The organism is Arthrobacter sp. BG3 (assembly GCF_056680185.1).
In genome coordinates, this window is the sequence record NZ_CM155270.1 from 4,480,158 (window position 1) to 4,499,353 (window position 19,196).

At 63.6% G+C, this 19,196-nt stretch carries 16 protein-coding genes and 2 pseudogenes; 14 read left to right on the plus strand and 4 right to left on the minus strand.

From position 1 onward, the window contains the following. Nucleotides 1-150: 150 nt before the first annotated feature. From AC1MFL_RS20260 to AC1MFL_RS20270, 3 genes are all read left to right on the plus strand, one after another. Complete coding sequence (locus tag AC1MFL_RS20260) at nt 151-849, plus strand: ABC transporter ATP-binding protein (protein ID WP_479812389.1); 699 nt, start codon at nt 151-153, stop codon at nt 847-849. Beyond that, nucleotides 846-2,132 carry an ABC transporter permease gene (locus tag AC1MFL_RS20265; RefSeq protein ID WP_479812391.1) on the plus strand — a complete coding sequence of 429 codons (1,287 nt, stop codon included), beginning with the start codon at nt 846-848 and terminating at the stop codon, nt 2,130-2,132. The genes AC1MFL_RS20260 and AC1MFL_RS20265 overlap by 4 nt, the downstream gene beginning before the upstream one ends. Nucleotides 2,133-2,593: 461 nt before the next feature. Continuing rightward, nucleotides 2,594-2,752: a hypothetical protein gene (locus AC1MFL_RS20270; protein ID WP_479812393.1), complete on the plus strand. Its 159-nt coding sequence runs from the start codon at nt 2,594-2,596 to the stop codon at nt 2,750-2,752. 160 nt (nt 2,753-2,912) lie between these two features. Here the strand turns inward: AC1MFL_RS20270 and AC1MFL_RS20275 are convergent, their stop codons facing one another. After that, the gene (locus AC1MFL_RS20275; RefSeq protein ID WP_479812395.1) at nt 2,913-3,323 is read right to left on the minus strand and encodes an Hsp20/alpha crystallin family protein; all 411 of its coding nucleotides are present in this window, start codon (nt 3,321-3,323) and stop codon (nt 2,913-2,915) included. Nucleotides 3,324-3,750: 427 nt separating this feature from the next. On the opposite strand from AC1MFL_RS20275, the gene AC1MFL_RS20280 reads away from it, so the two are divergent. The 3 genes from AC1MFL_RS20280 to AC1MFL_RS20290 all read left to right on the plus strand — a co-directional run bounded on the left by AC1MFL_RS20280 (nt 3,751) and on the right by AC1MFL_RS20290 (nt 7,425). Further along, nucleotides 3,751-3,972 carry a three-helix bundle dimerization domain-containing protein gene (locus AC1MFL_RS20280; RefSeq protein WP_479812397.1) on the plus strand — a complete coding sequence of 74 codons (222 nt, stop codon included), beginning with the start codon at nt 3,751-3,753 and terminating at the stop codon, nt 3,970-3,972. Between the two features lie 638 nt (nt 3,973-4,610). Then, a complete protein-coding gene (locus AC1MFL_RS20285) occupies nt 4,611-5,222 on the plus strand; it encodes a hypothetical protein (RefSeq protein WP_479812399.1) in 612 nt (203 codons plus the stop codon). Nucleotides 5,223-5,448: 226 nt separating this feature from the next. Beyond that, entirely contained in the window at nt 5,449-7,425 is a 1,977-nt protein-coding gene (locus AC1MFL_RS20290; RefSeq protein WP_479812401.1) for an APC family permease, read from the plus strand. Between the two features lie 386 nt (nt 7,426-7,811). Here the strand turns inward: AC1MFL_RS20290 and AC1MFL_RS20295 are convergent, their stop codons facing one another. Then, nucleotides 7,812-8,228, minus strand: coding sequence for a DUF2510 domain-containing protein (locus tag AC1MFL_RS20295; protein WP_479815625.1), 417 nt, complete (start codon nt 8,226-8,228; stop codon nt 7,812-7,814). 81 nt (nt 8,229-8,309) lie between these two features. Continuing rightward, nucleotides 8,310-8,522, minus strand: a pseudogene (locus AC1MFL_RS20300) (DUF2510 domain-containing protein); the annotation flags it as partial. A 794-nt stretch (nt 8,523-9,316) separates the two neighbouring features. On the opposite strand from AC1MFL_RS20300, the gene AC1MFL_RS20305 reads away from it, so the two are divergent. Continuing rightward, nucleotides 9,317-10,522, plus strand: a complete 1,206-nt coding sequence (locus AC1MFL_RS20305; protein WP_479812403.1) for an MFS transporter — start codon at nt 9,317-9,319, stop codon at nt 10,520-10,522. 410 nt (nt 10,523-10,932) lie between these two features. Here the strand turns inward: AC1MFL_RS20305 and AC1MFL_RS20310 are convergent, their stop codons facing one another. Further along, nucleotides 10,933-11,079 carry a DUF5670 family protein gene (locus tag AC1MFL_RS20310; RefSeq protein WP_479815600.1) on the minus strand — a complete coding sequence of 49 codons (147 nt, stop codon included), beginning with the start codon at nt 11,077-11,079 and terminating at the stop codon, nt 10,933-10,935. Between the two features lie 460 nt (nt 11,080-11,539). Between AC1MFL_RS20310 and AC1MFL_RS20315 the strand changes: the two genes are divergently transcribed. The 7 genes and pseudogenes from AC1MFL_RS20315 to AC1MFL_RS20345 all read left to right on the plus strand — a co-directional run bounded on the left by AC1MFL_RS20315 (nt 11,540) and on the right by AC1MFL_RS20345 (nt 18,274). Then, nucleotides 11,540-11,704, plus strand: coding sequence for a hypothetical protein (locus AC1MFL_RS20315; protein ID WP_479812405.1), 165 nt, complete (start codon nt 11,540-11,542; stop codon nt 11,702-11,704). A 424-nt stretch (nt 11,705-12,128) separates the two neighbouring features. Continuing rightward, on the plus strand, nt 12,129-12,752 hold the full coding sequence (locus tag AC1MFL_RS20320; RefSeq protein WP_479812407.1) for a TMEM175 family protein: 624 nt from the start codon (nt 12,129-12,131) through the stop codon (nt 12,750-12,752). 874 nt (nt 12,753-13,626) lie between these two features. Beyond that, nucleotides 13,627-14,629: pseudogene (locus tag AC1MFL_RS20325) on the plus strand (IS110 family RNA-guided transposase); the annotation flags it as partial. Between the two features lie 325 nt (nt 14,630-14,954). Next, complete coding sequence (locus AC1MFL_RS20330; protein WP_479812409.1) at nt 14,955-16,226, plus strand: IS110 family RNA-guided transposase; 1,272 nt, start codon at nt 14,955-14,957, stop codon at nt 16,224-16,226. A gap of 9 nt (nt 16,227-16,235) precedes the next feature. After that, the gene (locus AC1MFL_RS20335; protein WP_479812411.1) at nt 16,236-16,928 is read left to right on the plus strand and encodes a histidine phosphatase family protein; all 693 of its coding nucleotides are present in this window, start codon (nt 16,236-16,238) and stop codon (nt 16,926-16,928) included. A 24-nt stretch (nt 16,929-16,952) separates the two neighbouring features. Then, nucleotides 16,953-17,507: a DUF3090 domain-containing protein gene (locus AC1MFL_RS20340; RefSeq protein ID WP_479812413.1), complete on the plus strand. Its 555-nt coding sequence runs from the start codon at nt 16,953-16,955 to the stop codon at nt 17,505-17,507. Continuing rightward, nucleotides 17,507-18,274 (plus strand): SCO1664 family protein, encoded by a 768-nt coding sequence (locus tag AC1MFL_RS20345; RefSeq protein WP_479812415.1) that lies wholly within the window; start codon nt 17,507-17,509, stop codon nt 18,272-18,274. Before AC1MFL_RS20340 ends, AC1MFL_RS20345 begins: the two co-directional genes overlap by 1 nt. The last annotated feature ends 922 nt before the right edge of the window (nt 18,275-19,196 follow it).

Below are 19,196 nucleotides of genomic sequence, written 5' to 3' on the forward strand. Positions count from 1 at the left end.
AATGGACCGAAGCTTCGGTCAACCGCTATTTGACTGGAGCTTCGCCAATTGAGCGGGGTACCGCGCGGCGTCCCATAAAGTCCGGCGGCCGCCAATCACCCGTGGCGACCGTTTGACCCTGATGCATTACCAACACCTGATTGGACCTCCATGTCTGTGCCAATTCTGGCCGCCCAAGACCTCTCCAAGACTTACGGGCGCGGGCCTGATCGTTTCGACGCGCTCAAAGGCGTTTCCCTGGAGATCGGCCGCGGCGATTCCGTGGCGATTGTGGGTAAGAGCGGCTCCGGCAAGTCAACGCTGATGCACCTTCTCGCGCTGCTGGACTCCCCCGGCGGTGGCCAAGTCCGCGTCGACGGGACTGACGCGAAGACGCTCAGCGGCCGGAGTCTCAACACGCTGCGGAACACCATGTTCGGCTTCGTGTTCCAGCAGTTCTTCCTCAACTCGGCATCAAGTGTGCTGGAAAACGTCGTGCTGCCCCTGAAGATCGCCGGTGTCGGCGCCCGCGAGCGGCGGGCCCGCGGAATGGCCGTCCTGGAACAGCTCGAACTGGCCGACAAAGCCCGCAACAAGGCCGGCAACCTCTCGGGCGGCCAGAAACAGCGGGTCGTGATCGCCCGGGCCCTGGTCAACAACCCCCAGGTGCTGTTCGCTGACGAGCCCACCGGGAACCTGGACACCGCCACCGGGCGCATCGTCGAGGACATCCTGTTCGACCTCAACACCAACCACGGCATCACCCTGATCACAGTCACCCACGACCACGACCTGGCCGCCCGCTTCAACCGCCGTCTCTATATCCGCGACGGTCTGCTGATCACCACCGACGAGGAGCACGCGGCATGAAACCGCTCGAAATCCTGAAGACCGCAATGGCGAACAGCTTCCGCAGCAAACTGCGCACGTTCCTGACCATCCTGGCCATCTTCGTCGGAGCGTTTACCCTGACCATCACCAACGGCCTCGGCACCGGCATCTCGAACTACATCGACGGCCAGATCGCCGCCGTCGGCTCCAGCAACTCCTTCACCGTGGGTAAGACGGATACCGGCGGCAATCCCGCCTCCGGACCAAAGAAATACGATGCAAGCACCAGGGTCCTGATCGCCGGCGGCCGGCCGGGCTCAACCCAGCCGGCCCTGGGCCAGACCGATCTGGACACCATCGGCGCCGTCCCGGGCATCACCGGCGTCACCCCGGTGACCCGCCTCAATCCGGACTACATCCAGTGGAACGACCACGACAAGTACCAACTCTCCGTCAGCCCCCTCGCCGGGGCGCAGCCCCAGCTTTCCGCGGGCACCGCCCTGGATGATTCCGCAACCGTACCCCAGCTAATCCTTCCCTCCAGCTACGTGGCGCCGCTGGGCTTCGCGGACAACAACCAGGCCGTCGGCCAAGACGCCACGATCGGCATCACCGACGCAGCCGGAACCCTGCACCCCCTCACCGCCCGCATCACCGGCATTGAACAAAGCGCCCTGCTCGGCGGCGGCGGCGCGTTCATCAACAAGGCCCTCTCGACCGCCCTCGCCGATGCCCAGGGCACCGGCGCCCCTGCCGCGTCAAAGACCGCATGGGCAAACGTAACGGCCACCTTCGCACCGTCCTCCGCCGCGCAGGTCGAGGACATGAAGAGCAAGCTCGCTGCTGCCGGCTACACCGCCCAGACCCTCGATGACCGGATCGGCACGGTCAAGACCGTCATCAACGGCATCATCGGAGTACTGGACGCCTTTGCCGTCATCGCCCTGATCGCCGCGGGCTTCGGGATCGTGAATACGCTGCTGATGTCCGTTCAGGAGCGCACCCGGGAAATCGGCCTCATGAAAGCCATGGGCATGGGCAGCGGGTCTGTCTTCGCGCTCTTCAGCACCGAAGCGGCGTTCATCGGCTTCCTCGGCAGCGCGGTCGGCTCCGCCGCCGCCATCGGGCTCGGTACCGCTGTCAGTGGCGCCCTCGCCCGCGGACCCCTCAGCGAACTGGAGGGCCTGCACATCCTGGCTTTCGCTCCCGGCTCCGTGGCCGGCGTCATCCTCATGGTCATGGCCATCGCATTCATCGCCGGAACCCTCCCGGCCTGGCGGGCAGCGCGGCAAAACCCCATCGACGCACTCCGCTACGAATAAGCCACGCCACGGCGCTGACCGGCTTCGACAGCGGCTTTTAGGCGTAGACCCGGGCTGGCCGCGGGCCTCTTCCGGCCGGCGCCCTGCATAGAGCGCGGGCGTCCTGACAGGCCCGGGGCGGCAGGGTTCGATAGGAAGGCGCCAGCTGGTTGGCGGACGGCCGGCGCAAGCCTGGCGGGTCGAACCGACGTACGATCCCACGCGATCAACCGCCATGCGGAGCCCTCGGCGCAGGGGCGATCGCCGCAACCAGGGCGGCGGGATCCGTTGGAACCGCATCAGGAACGCCAGCGCAGCCGCTGCAAGAAGCGTGACATCATACACGGCCGTTGAGGGGTCACCCATGAAGGATCCCTTCGAGGCCGCACCGGTTCACTCTCACCGGCCCACTGCCGGGTCCTGCGGAGTCCTCCGGGACTCACTCATGGACAGGGCCGCACTTGCCCGTTCTTCCCGGGGTGATGCCACGCTCTTTCAGGCTGGACGGCGTCGAAGAAGCGTTCGACGCCGTGGGCTGCGAAGGCGCCGTGGGCCTGGTTTCGGATGAACTGGACGTCCTCGTCCGCGAGCCGGATCTGGCCGTGGGAATCGGTGGGCCGGTTCGGCAGCGGCCCGGTTGATGCCGGCAGCGACGGCGCGGGGCACGATCGCGGTGCTGTGGTGATCCATGAGCCACTGCCGGGTGGCAGGTTCAAACTCATTCCACTGCGATCTGATGTTCATGGAAATACCCCGCCTCAGAGCCGTTCTCCCGGACCTGCGCTTGCCGACGTGCCGGTGCTAGCCGCGGGTGATGGGAAGCTTCTTCTTATCCGTCCCGGCCGTCACCGCTTCCGGCAGCGGTGTCCTGACTTCCAACACACCGTCTTTGTAGGAGGCCTTGATGTCCTCTTCCCTCACGCCCTCGGGGAGCGGGACATTCCGGGTAAAGGAGCCGTACCGGAACTCGGAACGGTACCGGTTCTTGTCCTTCTTTTCTTCCTTTTCCTGGCGCTCGGCACTGATGTGCAGGACGCCGTCGGAAATGCTCACCTCAACGTCCTTCTCAGGATCCACCCCGGGCATCTCGGCCCGGATGACCAGGGTCTTGTCATCGACGAACTCCTCCACCCGGATCGGGGCAGGACCGGCCGCGGACTCAAACATCCGGTCAAAACCAACTCTTTCCGGGACACTCCTGTCCGGGTTCATACGTCAGTCCACAGCGCCCTGCATGATCATTAGTAGAGACCAACGACCCGGGAGCCCCGGACAGTCCTGTTCGTCTGGAGAAGTACCCGGACCAACTACAAGCTGAGCGCCGAGGCGGCAGCGCGTGAATACAATCAGGCCGCGCAGAGTCTGGATGGGTGGACGAGACTGTGGCATTCACAAAATCAGCGGGAGCGTCCTGGGCGGACAGACAATGAACCCAGCACAATCCGGAGCGGAGTGACGAGGGTCCAGAGCTCCGTCGATCAGGACTTGCACGTCCGATGGCAGCACCCGGCTGCCAGGGAACTTTGACAGGCCCTAATCGAACCTGGAAGCCTCGGCGAATCCCGGTGGTCCGTTCGTCTACTTGTCGTCATAAGCAAACTGATGGACGCCGCTGGCGCACGTCCTTCACACTGATGTCATGGACGACTCGGACAAGCAGGAAACCATCGAAAAGGTCACGGCCCGGATAGTCGCCCGGCACCCCGACGCCCCCGCCGCGCTGGTCGCCAAAGTCGTCGCGGAAGAGTACGACCAACTGGCATCCAGCCGGATCCGCACCTACATTCCGACCTTGGTGGAGCATGGGGCCCGAAACAGAATCAGAAGCGAGTTCGCCGCCCGGAGCGTGGAAGAAATCTGAAGCCTCCCGCGGCCGGCCCAGGCACCGCCGCCGGCTCCCGGCCGGCCGAACCGATATTGGTCCGGTAACGCTGGAAGGGTGAGCCCGGCGTGGCAGGACTTCAGTTTCCCGTACGCAAGCCGAGCCTCGGTTTCCAGCACGGTAAATTCGGTCGATCCGTTGCCGGTGGACAGCCGGCGCGGCACCTGAAAAGAAAATCCAGACGGCGTTGCCAGCATCGGAGAGCTCATCCACGATACCAAAGCCCAGGTCCTCGTCGCCGAGCCGGACACGGACCTCCTGGCCGCGCTTGAGTTCACTTCCGTGAACGTAATGTTAACCGCCGGCGAACAGCAAGGCGGCCCCTGACAGACCGTCAAGCGGATTCGGAGGGGAGCACGCTGCTGTGGGAACGAGGAGAACCTTCCAGACATCTATGCCCGGCCGCTGACGGTTGAAATATTTCTCTAAGCCGCGCCCCGCGCAGGTAGGGGCGCGGCTTATGAACCATCCCAGGGCAGCCTTGCAAGTTTCTCGCCTGCTGGCGTATGGAAACCGTTAGGGTCCGTTCCGGAGCGGCTCCACCCGTGGTGTCATTAATCAAGAGAACACCGCAGCCGCCGTGGCGGCAATCCGATCCCAGCCAGGAGCCAGCCAGAATGAACACCACGTCCCGGATACCGGGCACGTCAGGGCGGCCCGCCGAAGCCGGTGCCGGCCGGGATTTCGTCGCGGTCGATGACAGCGGGGAGTTTTCGTATCACCGGTCCGAACAGGAGCTGATCGCGGCGTTTGAATACGTCGGCGAAGCTGCCTGCATCATTGATCGTAGCGGTTGCGCCTACCGCCTGGCTTTGGATCCGCAACGTCACCTGATGCTTGGGCCCTCGCTGGGCCCGGCGGAATTCCATTGGCTCCGCCAGGCATGGATGGACGCGCAAAACGCACACCCCGAAAGTCACCGGCTCCGGCGCTTCTTCCCCATCACTAAAGAAGAAGTGGTCTCGGATGTATTCGAAATCCTCAACCTGGAACACAGGGCGGAGGGTGCCGGGGGAACCTGGGCGCTGGAGGTCAACGGCGTCGAATCACATCCCGCCAATCTGGAGGACATTGATCACCGGCTCGCTCACCAGGACCGGCTGGAGCATGTGCGTGTGAGGGACCCTTCCGGACACATCTACCGGCCGTTGCGGCACCGCAGGCACTGGTACGTGCCAGCAAGTGCCGGATTCAATCTTTACGTTGAAATCCCGGGCCCGTCCCACTGAAATCCGGGCCCACTCCGCCGCCGCAACAGGCGGCAGCGGCCGTCCCGGACCCCGTGGTTCCCGAGCCGATCCACGAGTATCTCCTGCACCAAACACCCGTCGTGCAGGCCGACAAGGGGGCCGCGTTAGGGATCCATCAAGATTGACACCGGGCCGGCCAGCGGCGGAAGAGCCGGTGTTATCGTCGGCTGTGAACACGATGCGGGCATCGGGCGGGGAGGTACGGATGACGACGATGAGCAGGCCGCCTGCGGATCCCTCAGCGGTGCCGCCGGGAGCCAGGGAAAACTTCAGGAGCTGGCTGCTGTTCGGCCTTCAGGACGCCAAAGGCACTCATCAGGGTCCCGGCGCGGTGGGCGACCCGCATCTGAAGAAGCATGCGTGGTGGCAGGTGATGTGCCTGACCGGTGTCGACTACTTCTCCACCCTGGGCTACCAGCCGGCCATCGCCGCCCTGGCTGCGGGCGTGATCTCCCCGCTGGCGACCATGGTGCTGGTGGCTGTCACGTTGCTGGGCGCCCTCCCGGTCTACCGCCGGGTTGCCGGCGAAAGCCACCGCGGCGAGGGCTCCATCGCCATGCTGGAGCGGCTAATGCCCCGCTGGGGCGGGAAGCTCTTCGTGCTGGTCCTGCTGGGGTTTGCCGCGACGGACTTCATGATCACCATGACCTTGTCGGCAGCCGACGCCACCGCTCACGCTATCCAGAACCCCTTTGTACCAGGCTGGATGCAGGGACAGAACGTTCCCATCACATTGTTTCTGCTGGCCCTGCTGGGCGCGGTGTTCCTCCGCGGGTTCAAGGAAGCCATCGGTGTTGCGGTTGTCCTGGTCGGCATCTACCTGAGCTTGAATGTCGTGGTCGTGTTCACGACCATCCTTGAAGTGCTGACGCATCCCGCTGCCGTGGGCGACTGGTGGCTTGCCCTGACGACCTCGCACGGGAATCCGGTCATGGTGGTCGGGATCGCCCTGCTGGTCTTCCCCAAGCTGGCATTGGGTCTGTCCGGCTTTGAAACAGGGGTTGCTGTGATGCCGCAGATCCAGGGACGCCCCGGTGACACCGATGAGAAGCCGGTGGGCCGGATCGAGGGCGCCCGACGACTGTTGACCACTGCCGCCGTCATCATGAGCGCGTTCCTCATCACGACCAGCTTCACCACCGTGATCCTCATCCCGGAGCAGGAGTTCCAGCCAGGAGGGCAGGCCAATGGCCGCGCACTGGCGTTCCTGGCCCACGAATACCTCGGGGCCGGCTTCGGCACCGTGTACGACATCAGCACCATCGCCATCCTCTGGTTCGCCGGGGCCTCCGCCATGGCGGGACTGCTCAACCTCGTCCCCCGGTACCTGCCCCGCTACGGCATGGCTCCCGGTTGGGCACGGGCCGTGCGCCCTCTGGTGCTCGTGTTCACGGGCATCGGGTTTCTGATCACCTGGCTGTTTGATGCCGACGTCGATGCCCAGGGCGGCGCGTACGCCACCGGCGTGCTGGTACTGATGACCTCCGCCGCAGTGGCCGTGACACTGTCCGCCCGGCGCGGAAAACAGCCCAAACGCACCATCGGGTTCGGCGTCATCGCAATGGTGTTCATCTACACCACGGTGGCGAACATTTTTGAACGCCCCGAGGGAATCCGGATCGCAGCGTTCTTTATCGTGGGCATCATCGTCATTTCCCTGCTCTCACGCATCCGGCGGTCCTTTGAACTCCACGCCACCCACGTCCACATGGACCGCCAGGCCCTGGAGTTCATGTCCTCAAATCTGGACGGGCCGATATCGATCATCGCCCACGAACCGTTGCGTCTGAGCCCCGAGGCCTACCGGGACAAACTGGGCTCCGCCATCGAAGTCAGCCACCTTCCGGTGGACTCCCAGGCGTTGTTCCTGGAAGTGATCGTGGATGATTCCTCAGACTTTGAAACGGCACTGGAGGTCCGTGGGGTGACCCGGCACGGGTACCGGATCCTGGAAGTCCACGGACCCGTGGTGCCGAACACGATTGCCTCGGTGCTGCTGCACATCCGGGACGTGACCGGCCTGATGCCCCACATTTACTTCCGCTGGACCGAAGGGAACCCGGTGACCAACCTGCTGCGCTTCCTCGCGTTCGGCGAAGGCGAAATCGCACCCGTCACCCGCGAAGTGCTCCGCGAAGCTGAACCGGATGTGACCAAACGCCCCTGGGTCCACGTCGGCTGAGCCCCGTCGGCACCCCTCGGGCTGGACGAACTACTGGCCCGGCAACGGGCCGTCCAGCGCCGGACCTACCGGGCGTGCCCCATGCTGAAACCGCGTTGCGGCCAATACGCACCGGCGTCGTTAGTGTCTCGCACCAGCGCCGGAGGGCGAAGCTGGGCTGTCGATGTGGGGTTCATGCCGTCAGGACAGCCGTGGCAATCCTGACGCGGGTCCTTCTGTTGCCGGGACGGCACCGAGCAGGAGCCGGCCCCGGCGGCGGCTAACCGCCGCCACCGCCCGGTTAGGCAGCGGCCGAAGTGCCGTCAAGATCTCCTTCGGAGTCTGCGGAGTTCGCGCATCATGTGAGAGACGTGCTCAACGCTGTGAACGTCGACCGGGCTGAGCGGTCACATGCCGGGCTGCCCGGACATGACGGTGATCAGGGTCGAGGCTTTGAAACTGACCAGGACCACGGCGACGACGACCACGCCGAGCGTTGCCCACACCGGCGCTAGGCCGCGCCGGGGCGCGACGTCGTGAACGATAACCGAGCGGCCGATGACGTAGAGATCCCGGCTGAGCAAGGCCCAGGCCCAGTGGAACGGGCGGACAACGCCGTCCCTACGCAGTTTTTGCCAGTCCAGGTAAGCCATCAGGGCCGAGACACTGTACACGAGGACGCTGATGCCAAGCAGAAGGAAGTAAGGCAACGTAAAGATCGCCGACGGGTCCGCCGTCTGCACCCGCCGGAGACCCGTTGTCCGGATCCGCAGGACCGGGTTCCAGAACATCAAGATGACCAGCGGAATGATCGGCAACGCCACGATCAGCCAGATAAACGGATTGTAAACCGGTGTGTTCCCACTGATTTCCGGCCGGGGAGCCGGAATTGACCGTGCCGGTGGGTTAACGTACTCGGTCCAAGCGGTGCCGTCCCACCACCGGGGCCGCCTGGACCCGGCAGGGTCCGGATACCAGCCCGGTCCGGGCAGAGGGCCGGGCGTCTGGATTCCGGGCACATGATGGCCCGGCAAATCGTTGCCGGGTGTCTGGTGTCCAGGTCCTTGGTCGCCTGGCACATCATTGCCGGGCGCTTGGTTGCGGGGCGGGACGCTCATTGTATTTCCTTCTCAGACGGTTCTTCCGGGGTCGCGGCCAACGGGGCCCGGTGGGAGATCCCGAATTGATACGCCAGCCTTCTTTTGGATACGATCGGGCCACATCGCCGTCGCTTTCAAGCACTAAATATCCATTCAGCGTCGTTGCCCTAATTCTCGGATCATCGGTTGTGAATTACATCGACAATTCCTGTAAACCTGCTGTGCGTGCGAAAAGAGGTTGGAGGGGCTCCCGGCAGAGGCCTGGATCAGTCCTCCCGGAAGGGTCCAGCCGCCGACTGGTACTGCAACGGGACCGCATGATGGGGATCGGCCAAGTCTGGACTTCGCCGTACTCACCCTGTCGATGACAACCATGATCTGCATCGCGTCGGCACTACTGGGCAGGCTTGCCCGCTGAAACCGACACGGTCGAATGCTGGTCCGCCCAGAGCGCTCGCATGAGGAAAGTTCCACACCATAAGGGTCAGCACCTGGCCACTGCGCTGCCGGGCCCTCCATCAGCCCAGTCCATGGCGGCCCGGTGCTGCTATGCGGACCGGGTCTAAGGGTTTCCCTCGACCAGCGGCGACAAACGCGCTGTCGGTCTTCACCGCCGAGAAAGGTTCTGTCGTGATCTTTCCCCCAGATACGATCAACGGCTCGAGGCGGCCGTAAGGGAAGGCAATCAGTTCGGCATGCGGTAAGTTGTCGGCAACTTGTAATGCCTAGTCAGAGCCTACTTTTGTCTGGCAACGGTGGAGTCGGATGGGCGCGGCTGGCGCGGCTCACCTCCCGAAGGATGGAAGAACACGATGCCCACTGCCACCCGGAACGGTAAGGACCGCACCGCCAGGACTGGTTTCGCTTTCATTGGCGTTCTGCTCATCGCAGTTAACCTTCGGGTGTCCTTTGTCAGCGTGGGACCGGTACTGACGAACATCAGCAGCGACCTTTCGCTTTCCAGTGCCGCAGCAGGACTCCTTACAGGGCTTCCGCTTATTGTTTTCGCAGTCTTCTCACCCCTGGCGCCCGGCTTCGCTTCCCGCCTGGGTCTCGACCGGGCGCTGTGGATGTCCCTGCTGATCCTCGCCGCGGGCATCGTGCTTCGCTCCGTACCGGTGTCCGGTGTCATCTGGGCGGGGACAGCACTGATCGGCTTGGCCATCGCGTTTCTCAATGTCCTGGTGCCCTCCCTCGTGAAGCGGGACTTTCCGCTGAGGGTCAGTCAGGTCACCGGAAGCTACACTGCCACCCAGGCCGCCTTCGCCGCGATCGGGGCCGCCGTCGTTGTGCCCGTGGCCCAGACATCCCCGGGGGGATGGCGTCTTGCCCTGGGAATCTGGGTCGGGCTGGCTTTCATCGCTATGGCGGTGCTCCTGCCCTGGCTGCGCCGGCACAGGTTAGACACCGCGCACGCTCCTACGCCCAGAGTCTCCTATCGGTCGCCCTGGGGCTCGACCCTGGGCTGGCAGGTGACGATCTTCATGGGACTGCAATCGATCGCCTTTTACGTCCTCATGGCATGGCTGCCCACCATCGAACAAAGCCAAGGAGTCTCCGCCACGACTGCGGGCATCCATCTGTCCATATTCCTGCTCATTAGCGTGTTCGCCAGCCTGGCCGCAGGGGGAATCCTGCACCGGGGATCGGACCAGCGGCTCGTATCGTTCACGAGTGGCGCGCTCATGTTCGTGACGTTTCTGGGGCTGGCCCTTGCGCCGGATCTCATATTGCTGTGGGTCCTTCTTGGGGCAACCGGATGCGGTAGCCTCATTGTCATCGCTCTGTCGCTGTTCAGCCTCCGGACAACGAACTATCCGCAAGCAGCGTCACTGTCCGGCATGGCGCAATCCGTCGGCTACGGTCTGGGCGCGGCGGGGCCGGTAATGTTCGGTGGGCTCCGCGACGCGAGCGGAGGATGGACCCTTCCGCTCCTCGTCACCGCGGGCATCATGGCGGTGCTCGCCGCGACGGGCGTGTTTGCCGGACGCGACCGGGTGATCCGCCACGCTGATTGAATCAACCCGCCGTGGGATTAGGCCCGCTGAACGACGATGAGTCATGGAGTCAGGGCTACGACGTTCGTCGTCGAAGAAGGCCAAATCGCGTCCTTGTCCGGTAGTGAGACGACGTGCAACCTCAGTACAAGTCCGTGTTCGGCTAAGAAGGGCGGTCAGGAACACCAGCGGCCCTAGCTAGATGAGCCCCTGGGCGAGCATCGCGTCGGCCACCTTCGCGAAGCCCCGGCGCGGTTCCGCACAGCGTCAAGCTTTGCTCGATGTCCGGCTTCCCGTCGTCTTTGACCTCAGCCAGCGTCGATGCGCCCGGCCAGCGCCGGTACGCCTCGGCGAATGCAGTTCTCGATGCCCTGACGGCCGGTACGCCACCAGCCGCCGCCTTTCACCTGGATGGGCGCGACGCTCCCCGTTTAGCGTCTGGATCTGTCGCGGAGGAAGAAGGCAAGCAGAACCATCACAGCGACGATCAAAAGTATATGTATGGACCCTCCGCCGACGTTGGTGAGCAGGTCGAGAATCCAGAGAACTCCGATAATTATGGTTAACCAAAGCAACATGAGAGTTTGACCCAAACGCCCATGCTCCAACGGCTGGCGCAAGACCCGCTTCACGATCTCGTGGTCGTCCAGAAGGTACAAGCTCTGCCCCGGCGGTTGGTACCTTGACTGAAATGTCCTGCCAAACCATAAAAGCCGGTCGGCTCATGCACCAGTGCGAACCCGCGCTAGACCTGTCAGCCTCGAGGGGACAGCGTCCAAGCCCCGGAAAACACCTGGCGCCATTCCGTGGCTTCCCAGCAATCGGGGAGCCAGGCAATGGTGTCGTATGGTAATCAAAACACTCACTTTCTGCACAGCAGGGCGACACGACCCGATAGTGTCCCCCGCAGGATAGGAACACCAAGAAGAATTCAACTTCCAACTACCGCAACAAAGAGCATGAGCACGGCATCAAACAAGATTTGACGCCTATAGGAGCATCATACTTTCTGCCGTGGCTATCGGACCGAAATTAGACATGGAGTTCTCTAGACCCGAAGGCCAACGTGCCACATTCGGGGATCTCAAGCGTTTCGTGGCCCGCGCAGAAGCCGGCGGGTGCAGCGACCAGGGACTACAGCTCGAAGTAAACGAGAACGACGAAATCACGGGTTTCTCGCTGCATCCTGATCCGGACTCCTAAACCAACGGACGCTGCGGAAACTATTCCTCCAAAAATTCGCTCCCTTCAAGCCCCGGGAGTGTCCGCCTTAAGGGTGGATCCACGATTGGCCTTTAGTTGATTCTTCCTTCGAAGGTGATGACGAAAGCGTTCAGTGCTGGCTTCCGCCTTGTGGCGCATCGTGCCCTTCCTCTGACCACGACCACATCCTCCTGTTCAGCGGCCTTGTGGCGGCCGCCGCTGCGTTACCGGCGCCGAATCGTACGTCTTTTTCGAATACGGGGTACATGCCGCAGATCGAAACGACCCGACGAGTTCGCTGCGGTGCCTGAGCACTTCCTCTCGCCGGTCTCGGCGGACCGGCAGGCGGCGAGCATCTAATCCGACCGGCAGTCGTTGCTCAGGGAGTCTGCCACGAGCATGATGACTTGAGGGAGGGAACGGCGTGAACAAGAATCGACTGGAGGCGTTCAGCGATGGTGTGCTGGCCATCATTATCACAATCATGGTCCTGGACCTCAGGGCGCCGCACGAACCGACCTGGTCTGGTTTGGCCGCCGTCCTGCCAACCTTCTTCAGCTACCTGCTCAGCTTCGTATATGTTGGAATTTACTGGAACAACCATCACCACATGATCCACTTGGCCGACAGCGTCAACGGGGCAATCCTTTGGGCCAACCTGCACCTGCTGTTCTGGCTTTCGCTTTTCCCATTCACCACCCGCTGGATGGATGAGTCTGGCTTCGCCCAGGTACCGGTGCTGGTCTACGGGATCAACTTGTTCTGCGCAGCCATCGCGTATTTCATCTTGCAACAGTCATTGATCCGCCAACAAGGCAGGGAGGGCGCCCTCGCCCGCGTCGTCGGCCGGGACTGGAAAGGCAAGGCTTCGCCGATGATATACCTGACCGGTATTGCTTTGGGGGTCGTACAACCACTCCTGGGGCTGGCCGTCTACACCGCAGTGGCCCTGATCTGGCTAGTTCCGGACCGCAGGGTTGAAAACTTTGTCACTCAAGCGGGTCGGGGCGAGCCTGCGCCGCGTACCGACCCCGATGGTTCAACTTAGAGCACCAGCAGTCCTTAGCCGGTGGTCGCCCACAGGGCGAGAACGGCGAGCGGTGTCACAGTGGCCGAGGTCAGGGTCCACGAGCGTTTTGACAGGCCGAACCAAAACCCGTCGATCGCGGTTTTGGCGTGCAGGTCGCCGGAGCCGTATGCTTCCCCGAGCGCGACATACAGCGGGGCCCAATGTTCGCTTCGGGGTGTGCCTCGCGGGCTGCCGGGCCTCGTGCAGGAAATCCAGGATGGAGTCGACGTCATCGTCGCCCGCCGACTTCTCCAAAGAGTGCCGCGCCCTGGTTCTGGGCGCACAGCGCGGGGTCGGTGTGGTCCATCACAACCAGTGGCACAAGACCCGCTCTGAGAGGGCGGGAACTACTGGATCCGACGCGGAGCGGGTACAGGACGTCCTCCACGCGGGGGTAGGCATCGGCCGGCGGTTCTGGCTGTGCCGGTTCTCCCGCTTTTGCTGCGCCGGCCATGTGCTGGTCAATGTGTGCCGAGTCCGTCTGGGCGGCTTTGAGCACGTCGGCGTGCTTCAAGGGTTCCGACAGTGCTTTAGCTGCCTGTTCGGCGCGCGACCCGGTCCGGTTCACACCGCCATCGAGCGGGTGGTTAGCGGTCCAGCGTCGCTGTCGCGCCGTGGTGGGAGAAAGTTGTTCTCGCGTCACGTTTATTCTGTGGCGGGGTGCGCGTTTCCGGGCGGATTAAGAAGGTGTCTGCCGCGGTGGACGCCGGTTCGTCTTTGGTGCTGCAGCAGAGCCTGCCGACTAGCGTGGCGCGGAGGGCTTCCACGGGAACCGTGGATTGTTGCTTTGCGGCACGAGTGTTAGATTCCTGAATTTTCCCTGTCCTCCCCGCGGCAGACACCGATCTAGTTCACGTGCGGTGCGACCACCGGGCAGATTCTTCAGCTGCGGGACGTCCTGGAACGCGAGCACGTTAGGACCGTGGTGATGGAAGCGACCAGTGATTACTGGAAGCCGTTTTACTACCTCCTCGAAGAGACGCTGCCGGTGATGCTGGTCAATGCCACAAGGCTGCACGGAACATCCCCGGGCCGCAAAACCGATGTCTCCGACGCTGCCTGGCTGGCCCGGCTCGGCGCGCACGGCCTGCTCCGGGCCTCGTTCGTCCCGCCCGGGCCGATCCGTGAACTGCGGGACCTTACCGGCCCGGACGATTGCCATCCGTGACCACACCCGGGAAATCCAGCGCCTGGAGAAGGTCCTGAAAGGTTCCGGGATCAAGCTCTCCTCAGTGGTCTCGGACCTGACCGGTGTCTCGTCCCGGGCGATGCTCGATGCCCTCATCAATGGCGAACGCAACCCGGAAGTCCTCGCCGGACTCGCCAAGGGAACCCTGCGCTCCAAAATCCCCGAGCTCGTCGACGCGCTGACCGGCCGGTTCAAGGCCCACCACGCGTTTGTGGCCCGGCTTCACCTGGCCAGATCGATGCCCAGTCCCGGGGCGGACATGTCCCGCTTCGAAACCCCTGGCCGGCTCGCATCCTGGACCGGAGCCTGTCCCGGCTCCAACGAATCCTCCGGCCGGATAAAATCAGTGCATATCCTGCCCGGCAATAAATAATTCAAAGCCGCCCTCGGCATCGCGGCGATGTCCGCTTCCCGCAGCAAGGTCACTTACCTGGCCGCCAAATGCCGGCGCATCGCCGCCCGCCGCGGACCGATGAAAGCCATCGTCGCTATCGAACACTCCATCCTCACCGCGGCCTGGCGCCTGCTCGCCGACGGCGAATGCTACGCAGAACCCGGTGCTGATCACTTAATCCGGCTCGACCCGATCAAAGCCAAGAACAGCGCCATCAAAAAGCTCCACAGCCTCGGTTTCGATGTCACCATCACCCCGGCCACCGCAGCCTGACCCCATTACTTTCGTATTAGCTTTTCAGGGCCGCTGCCGCGTCCCTCCGGGGAGGGGGAAATAGGCGCGCTGCCGCGGCTTTGAGTCCGGCAGGTCCATCTTCCGGCGGTCTGGTGCCGGGACGATACTGGAGGGGTGTTCCGGATCCGACCCTGATCACTCGCTGGTGCCTGTGAGCCTGTGTATTAGCTTGGTGGTGGAGGGCCCTTTTCCACGGGGACCGTGGACTGTTGCCTTGAGCACGAACGTTAGATTTCTGTATCTTTTGCCCTCCGTTCCGGGACACGCCATGAATCCGATTGCGGTACGGGAGAAGGCGAGTGGGATGGATGTGCTCTGTCAACGGTGCGCAGGACTGGATGTCTCCAAACGTGACGCGAAGGTGTGCGTGCGGGTCACCGGACCCGGCGGAAGAGTAACCGTGGAGACCACGACGTGGACAGCAATGACGAACCAGGTCCGTGAACTGGCGCAGTATCTGCTCGCCGAACACGTCCAACTGGTCATTATCGAGGCCACGAGTGATTACTGGCGCCAGTTCTACTTCCTGCTCGAGGACGCCGGGCTGACCGTGGAGCTGGTCAATGCCCGCGATGCCCGGAATCTGCCCGGGCGTAAGACCGACGTTTCCGATGCTGCCTGGCTGGCGCAGCTCGGCGCTTACGGTCTGGTCCGGGGCTGTTTCGTCCCGCCGGCCGATATCCGCCGGATCCGGGACCTGACCCGGGCCCGAACAGCGATCACCGATGAACGCTCCCGCGAGATCCAGCGGCTGGAGAAGATGCTGGAGGACTCCGGGATCAAGCTCTCCTCCGTCGCCACCGACATCACCGGGGTCTCCGGACGGGCCATGCTCGAGGCACTGATCAGCGGTCAGGACGATCCGCGGGTCCTCGCTGACCTGGCGAAGACGAGGATGCGCCCGAAGATACCGGCCCTCATCGAAGCACTCACCGGACGCTTCAATGACCACCACGCCTTCATGGCCAGGCTTTTCCTGGACCGGATCGACGCCCACACCAAGGACCTCCAACGCGTCGATGCCCGGCTTGAGGAGCTGATGGCCCCTTTTCAGGGCGCCCGTGAACTCCTGGCCACCATCCCCGGTGTCTCCGGCCTCGTCGCCGATGTCATCATTGCCGAAACCGGGGCGGACATGTCCGTCTTTGCCACCCCCGGGCACCTCGCATCCTGGGGCGGGACCGCTCCCGGGGCCAACGAATCAGCCGGGCGGGTCAAGTCAACCAAAACCAGACCCGGGAACCGCTACCTCAAACGCGCGCTGGGCACCGCGGCCATGGCGGTCTCCCACTCCCAGACAACATACTTCGGCGCCAAATACCGGCGCATCAAATCCCGCAGGGGACCGATGAAGGCCCTCGTCGCCGTCGAGCACTCCGTCCTCACTGCGGTCTGGCACATGCTCACCACCGGCGAGGTTTACCGGGACCCCGGGCCGGACTACTACGCCAAACGCCAACCGGCCCGCACCCGGGCACGGGCTGTGACACAACTCGAGGAACTCGGCTACACCGTCACCCTGGAACCCCTCACCCACACCGGCCGAGACCGCGGGGACACCCTATTTTCACGTTAGGCTGGGTGGATGGCGACAGTTATTCTCGTGCGGCACGGCCGCACCACAGCCAATGCCGCTGGGCTGCTGGCCGGTCGGGCCGTCGGCGTCAGCCTGGACCAGATCGGGCGCGACCAGGCGGCTCTGACCGGAGACCGGCTTGCGGCCGTGCCCGTGGTCGGGGTGGTGTCGAGCCCTCTTGAGCGTTGCCAGCAGACCGCCCAGCTCATCCTCGATCGCCAGGCTGGCACGCCGCACGCGCCGGTCGATCTCGATCTCACCGAGTGCGATTACGGCCAGTGGCAGGGCCGCACGCTCAGTGATCTCGCGACCGAGGATTTGTGGCCGGTTGTGCAGTCGCAACCGTCCGCCGTCGTCTTTCCCGGCGGTGAATCCATGGCCGCAATGCAGGCTCGGTCAGTGGCAGCGATTCGACGCCACGATGCATCCTTCGAAGCCGAGTACGGGCCAGGGGCCGTGTGGGTGGCGGTGAGTCACGGTGACATTATCAAGTCAATCCTCGCCGACGCGCTCGGCATGCACCTTGACCTGTTCCAGCGTATTAACGTGGGCCCCGCCTCCGTATCGATCGTGCGCTACGGCGCTAGTCGGCCGAGCGTCTACGCGACCAACACCGACGCGGGTGATCTGTCGTGGCTGTCGGTCGGCATCCACTCTGGCGATGCGCCGGTGGGCGGCGGTGCAGGGCAAATGGCGCCATGAACCTCATGTGCCTAAAATATTGACATGCCTACACGTGTGCACGAGTTTGCCTGGCCTGATCGGGTCGTAGTTGGCACCATTGGCCTTCCGGGGGCGCGCACGTTCTACCTGCAGGTGCGCGCAGGGACGCAGATCGTGAGTATTGCCCTAGAGAAGCAGCAGTCGGCTCTGCTCGCGGAGAAAATCGACGAAATTCTCGACCAGCTCATCACCGTCGAGGGCAACCCCTTTAGCGTTCCCACGAGTGCTCCCATCGAACTTGTCGACAATGACCAGCTCGAGGCCGTTCAGGAGCAGTTTCGCACCGGCGCCATGAGCTTAGGTTGGGACCCAACCACGGCCCAAGTCGTCATAGAGGCCTACCCCATCACCGATGGCGACGCTGATGACAACGACGAATCGCTCGATGAGGACGGCACCAACGAGCCCGAAATGCTGCTGGTGCGAATGCCGGTCGGCACCGCCCGCGCATTCGCCAAGCGCACCCGTGAGATCGTGGGCGCCGGGCGTCCGACGTGCCCGCTCTGCGGTTACCCCATAGACGCCGACGGGCACATCTGCACCCTTCCCGAGGTCTGATGCCAGCGACGGACCTAGTGACCGCCGAGCTGACGCTCACCGGCCGCATCACGACGGCTTCAAACGCTACATTTCTGGGCAGCATCGGCGACGTGGTGGTCGTTTATAAGCCGATAGCAGGCGAAAGTCCGCTGTGGGATTTTCCCCACGGCACCCTGGCTCACCGGGAGGTGGCCGCCTACCTGGTCTCGCAGGTCTTCGGGTGGGACGTCGTGCCGCACACCTGGCTGCGCGATGGTCCGATGGGCGAAGGAATGGTGCAGCTCTGGCAGGAGCAAGACCCCGCCCAAAGGGCCGTGAACCTGGTCGCGACGGACCACGTGCCGGAGACGGGCTGGAAACACGTTCTCGAGGGACGAGATGAGAACGGACGGATGGTCGCCCTCGTTCACGAAGACTCGCCAGCGCTCAGACGCATGGCGGTGTTCGACATGGTCGTCAACAACGCCGACCGCAAAGGCGACCACATTCTTGCCATGACGGACGGACACCGGCACGGCGTGGACCATGGGCTCACCTTTCACCGTGACCACAAGCTGCGCACGGTGCTGTGGGGATGGCTGGGAGACGCTCTGACCGCCGAGGAACGCGACGGCATCGATCGTGTCAGCGAAGGACTGCACGGTGGGCTGGGCCGAAACCTGGCGGACTTGCTAAGCGCCGACGAAATCGCATCGCTCGCCGCGCGCTGCGCCCGGTTGCGCTTGGCAGGGCGGTTTCCGGCTCCGAGCGGTGAGATGTCGGCGGTGCCCTGGCCGCTGTTCTAAAGGAATTACGGCTACGGGCTTCGCAGGCTGTGTCACGTTGATGGCACGGATCTTAAGGTAGCGACGGAGCTCATCATTCCTGAGCGCGAGCTCGGCTGGGGATTTTCCTAGGAGCCAGGCCCCGGCCGGCAACCCTCTGTTCCGAAGGTTTGGGCGATGGGAGAGGTGTCGTGACAGCGGCCACATAGTGGTGCAAAGAAGCGCCACTATGGATCAGGGATTCGACGCCACCCGCACCGGAAGCCGCTGATTTTTGGCCCGCATTGTGCTTCGGGGGACACCCGTGCTGATAGTTATCTCCTCAGCGGTGGGCATATCTCCGGGCAACCCCTCAGAGGGCTCCCGCACCATGGGGCGGATGGTATTCATCCGGTTGTACCGCGAAGGCAAACTTGAACGTGACGACGTCAGCGCCACGACGTCGTGCTCTGGATCGATTTCACGGACCCGACGGCGGATGACCTCCTCGGCGTCGAGACCGTCTACGGGCTCCACCGCCTCGCCGTCGAGTAGCAGTCCACGACTTCCAGCGGCCCAAGCTGGACCGCTACCCCAACCACCTCTTCTTCTCCGCCTACCGGGCCGGACTCCAGCCCGGTACCGGGGAACTCGCCATCGACGACATCTCCGCCTTCGTCACCCGCCACGCCCTGATAACCGTGCACGGGCCCGGATTCGACACCTACAAACTCACCGCGCCGGGACGCAGAAACAGACCTGGAAGCGCACGGGGCACCCTTCCTCTTCTGGGGCCTGCTGGATCTGATCGTCGACGGGCACTTCGACGCCGTCCAGGAACTCGACGGCTACAACGACACCCTCGAAGAATCACTCTTCGATGACCACTCCCCCGACCACGACCTGCAACGGAAAACCTTCGAACTGCGCAAAACCCTGGTCCGGCTCCGCCGCGTCGTCCTGC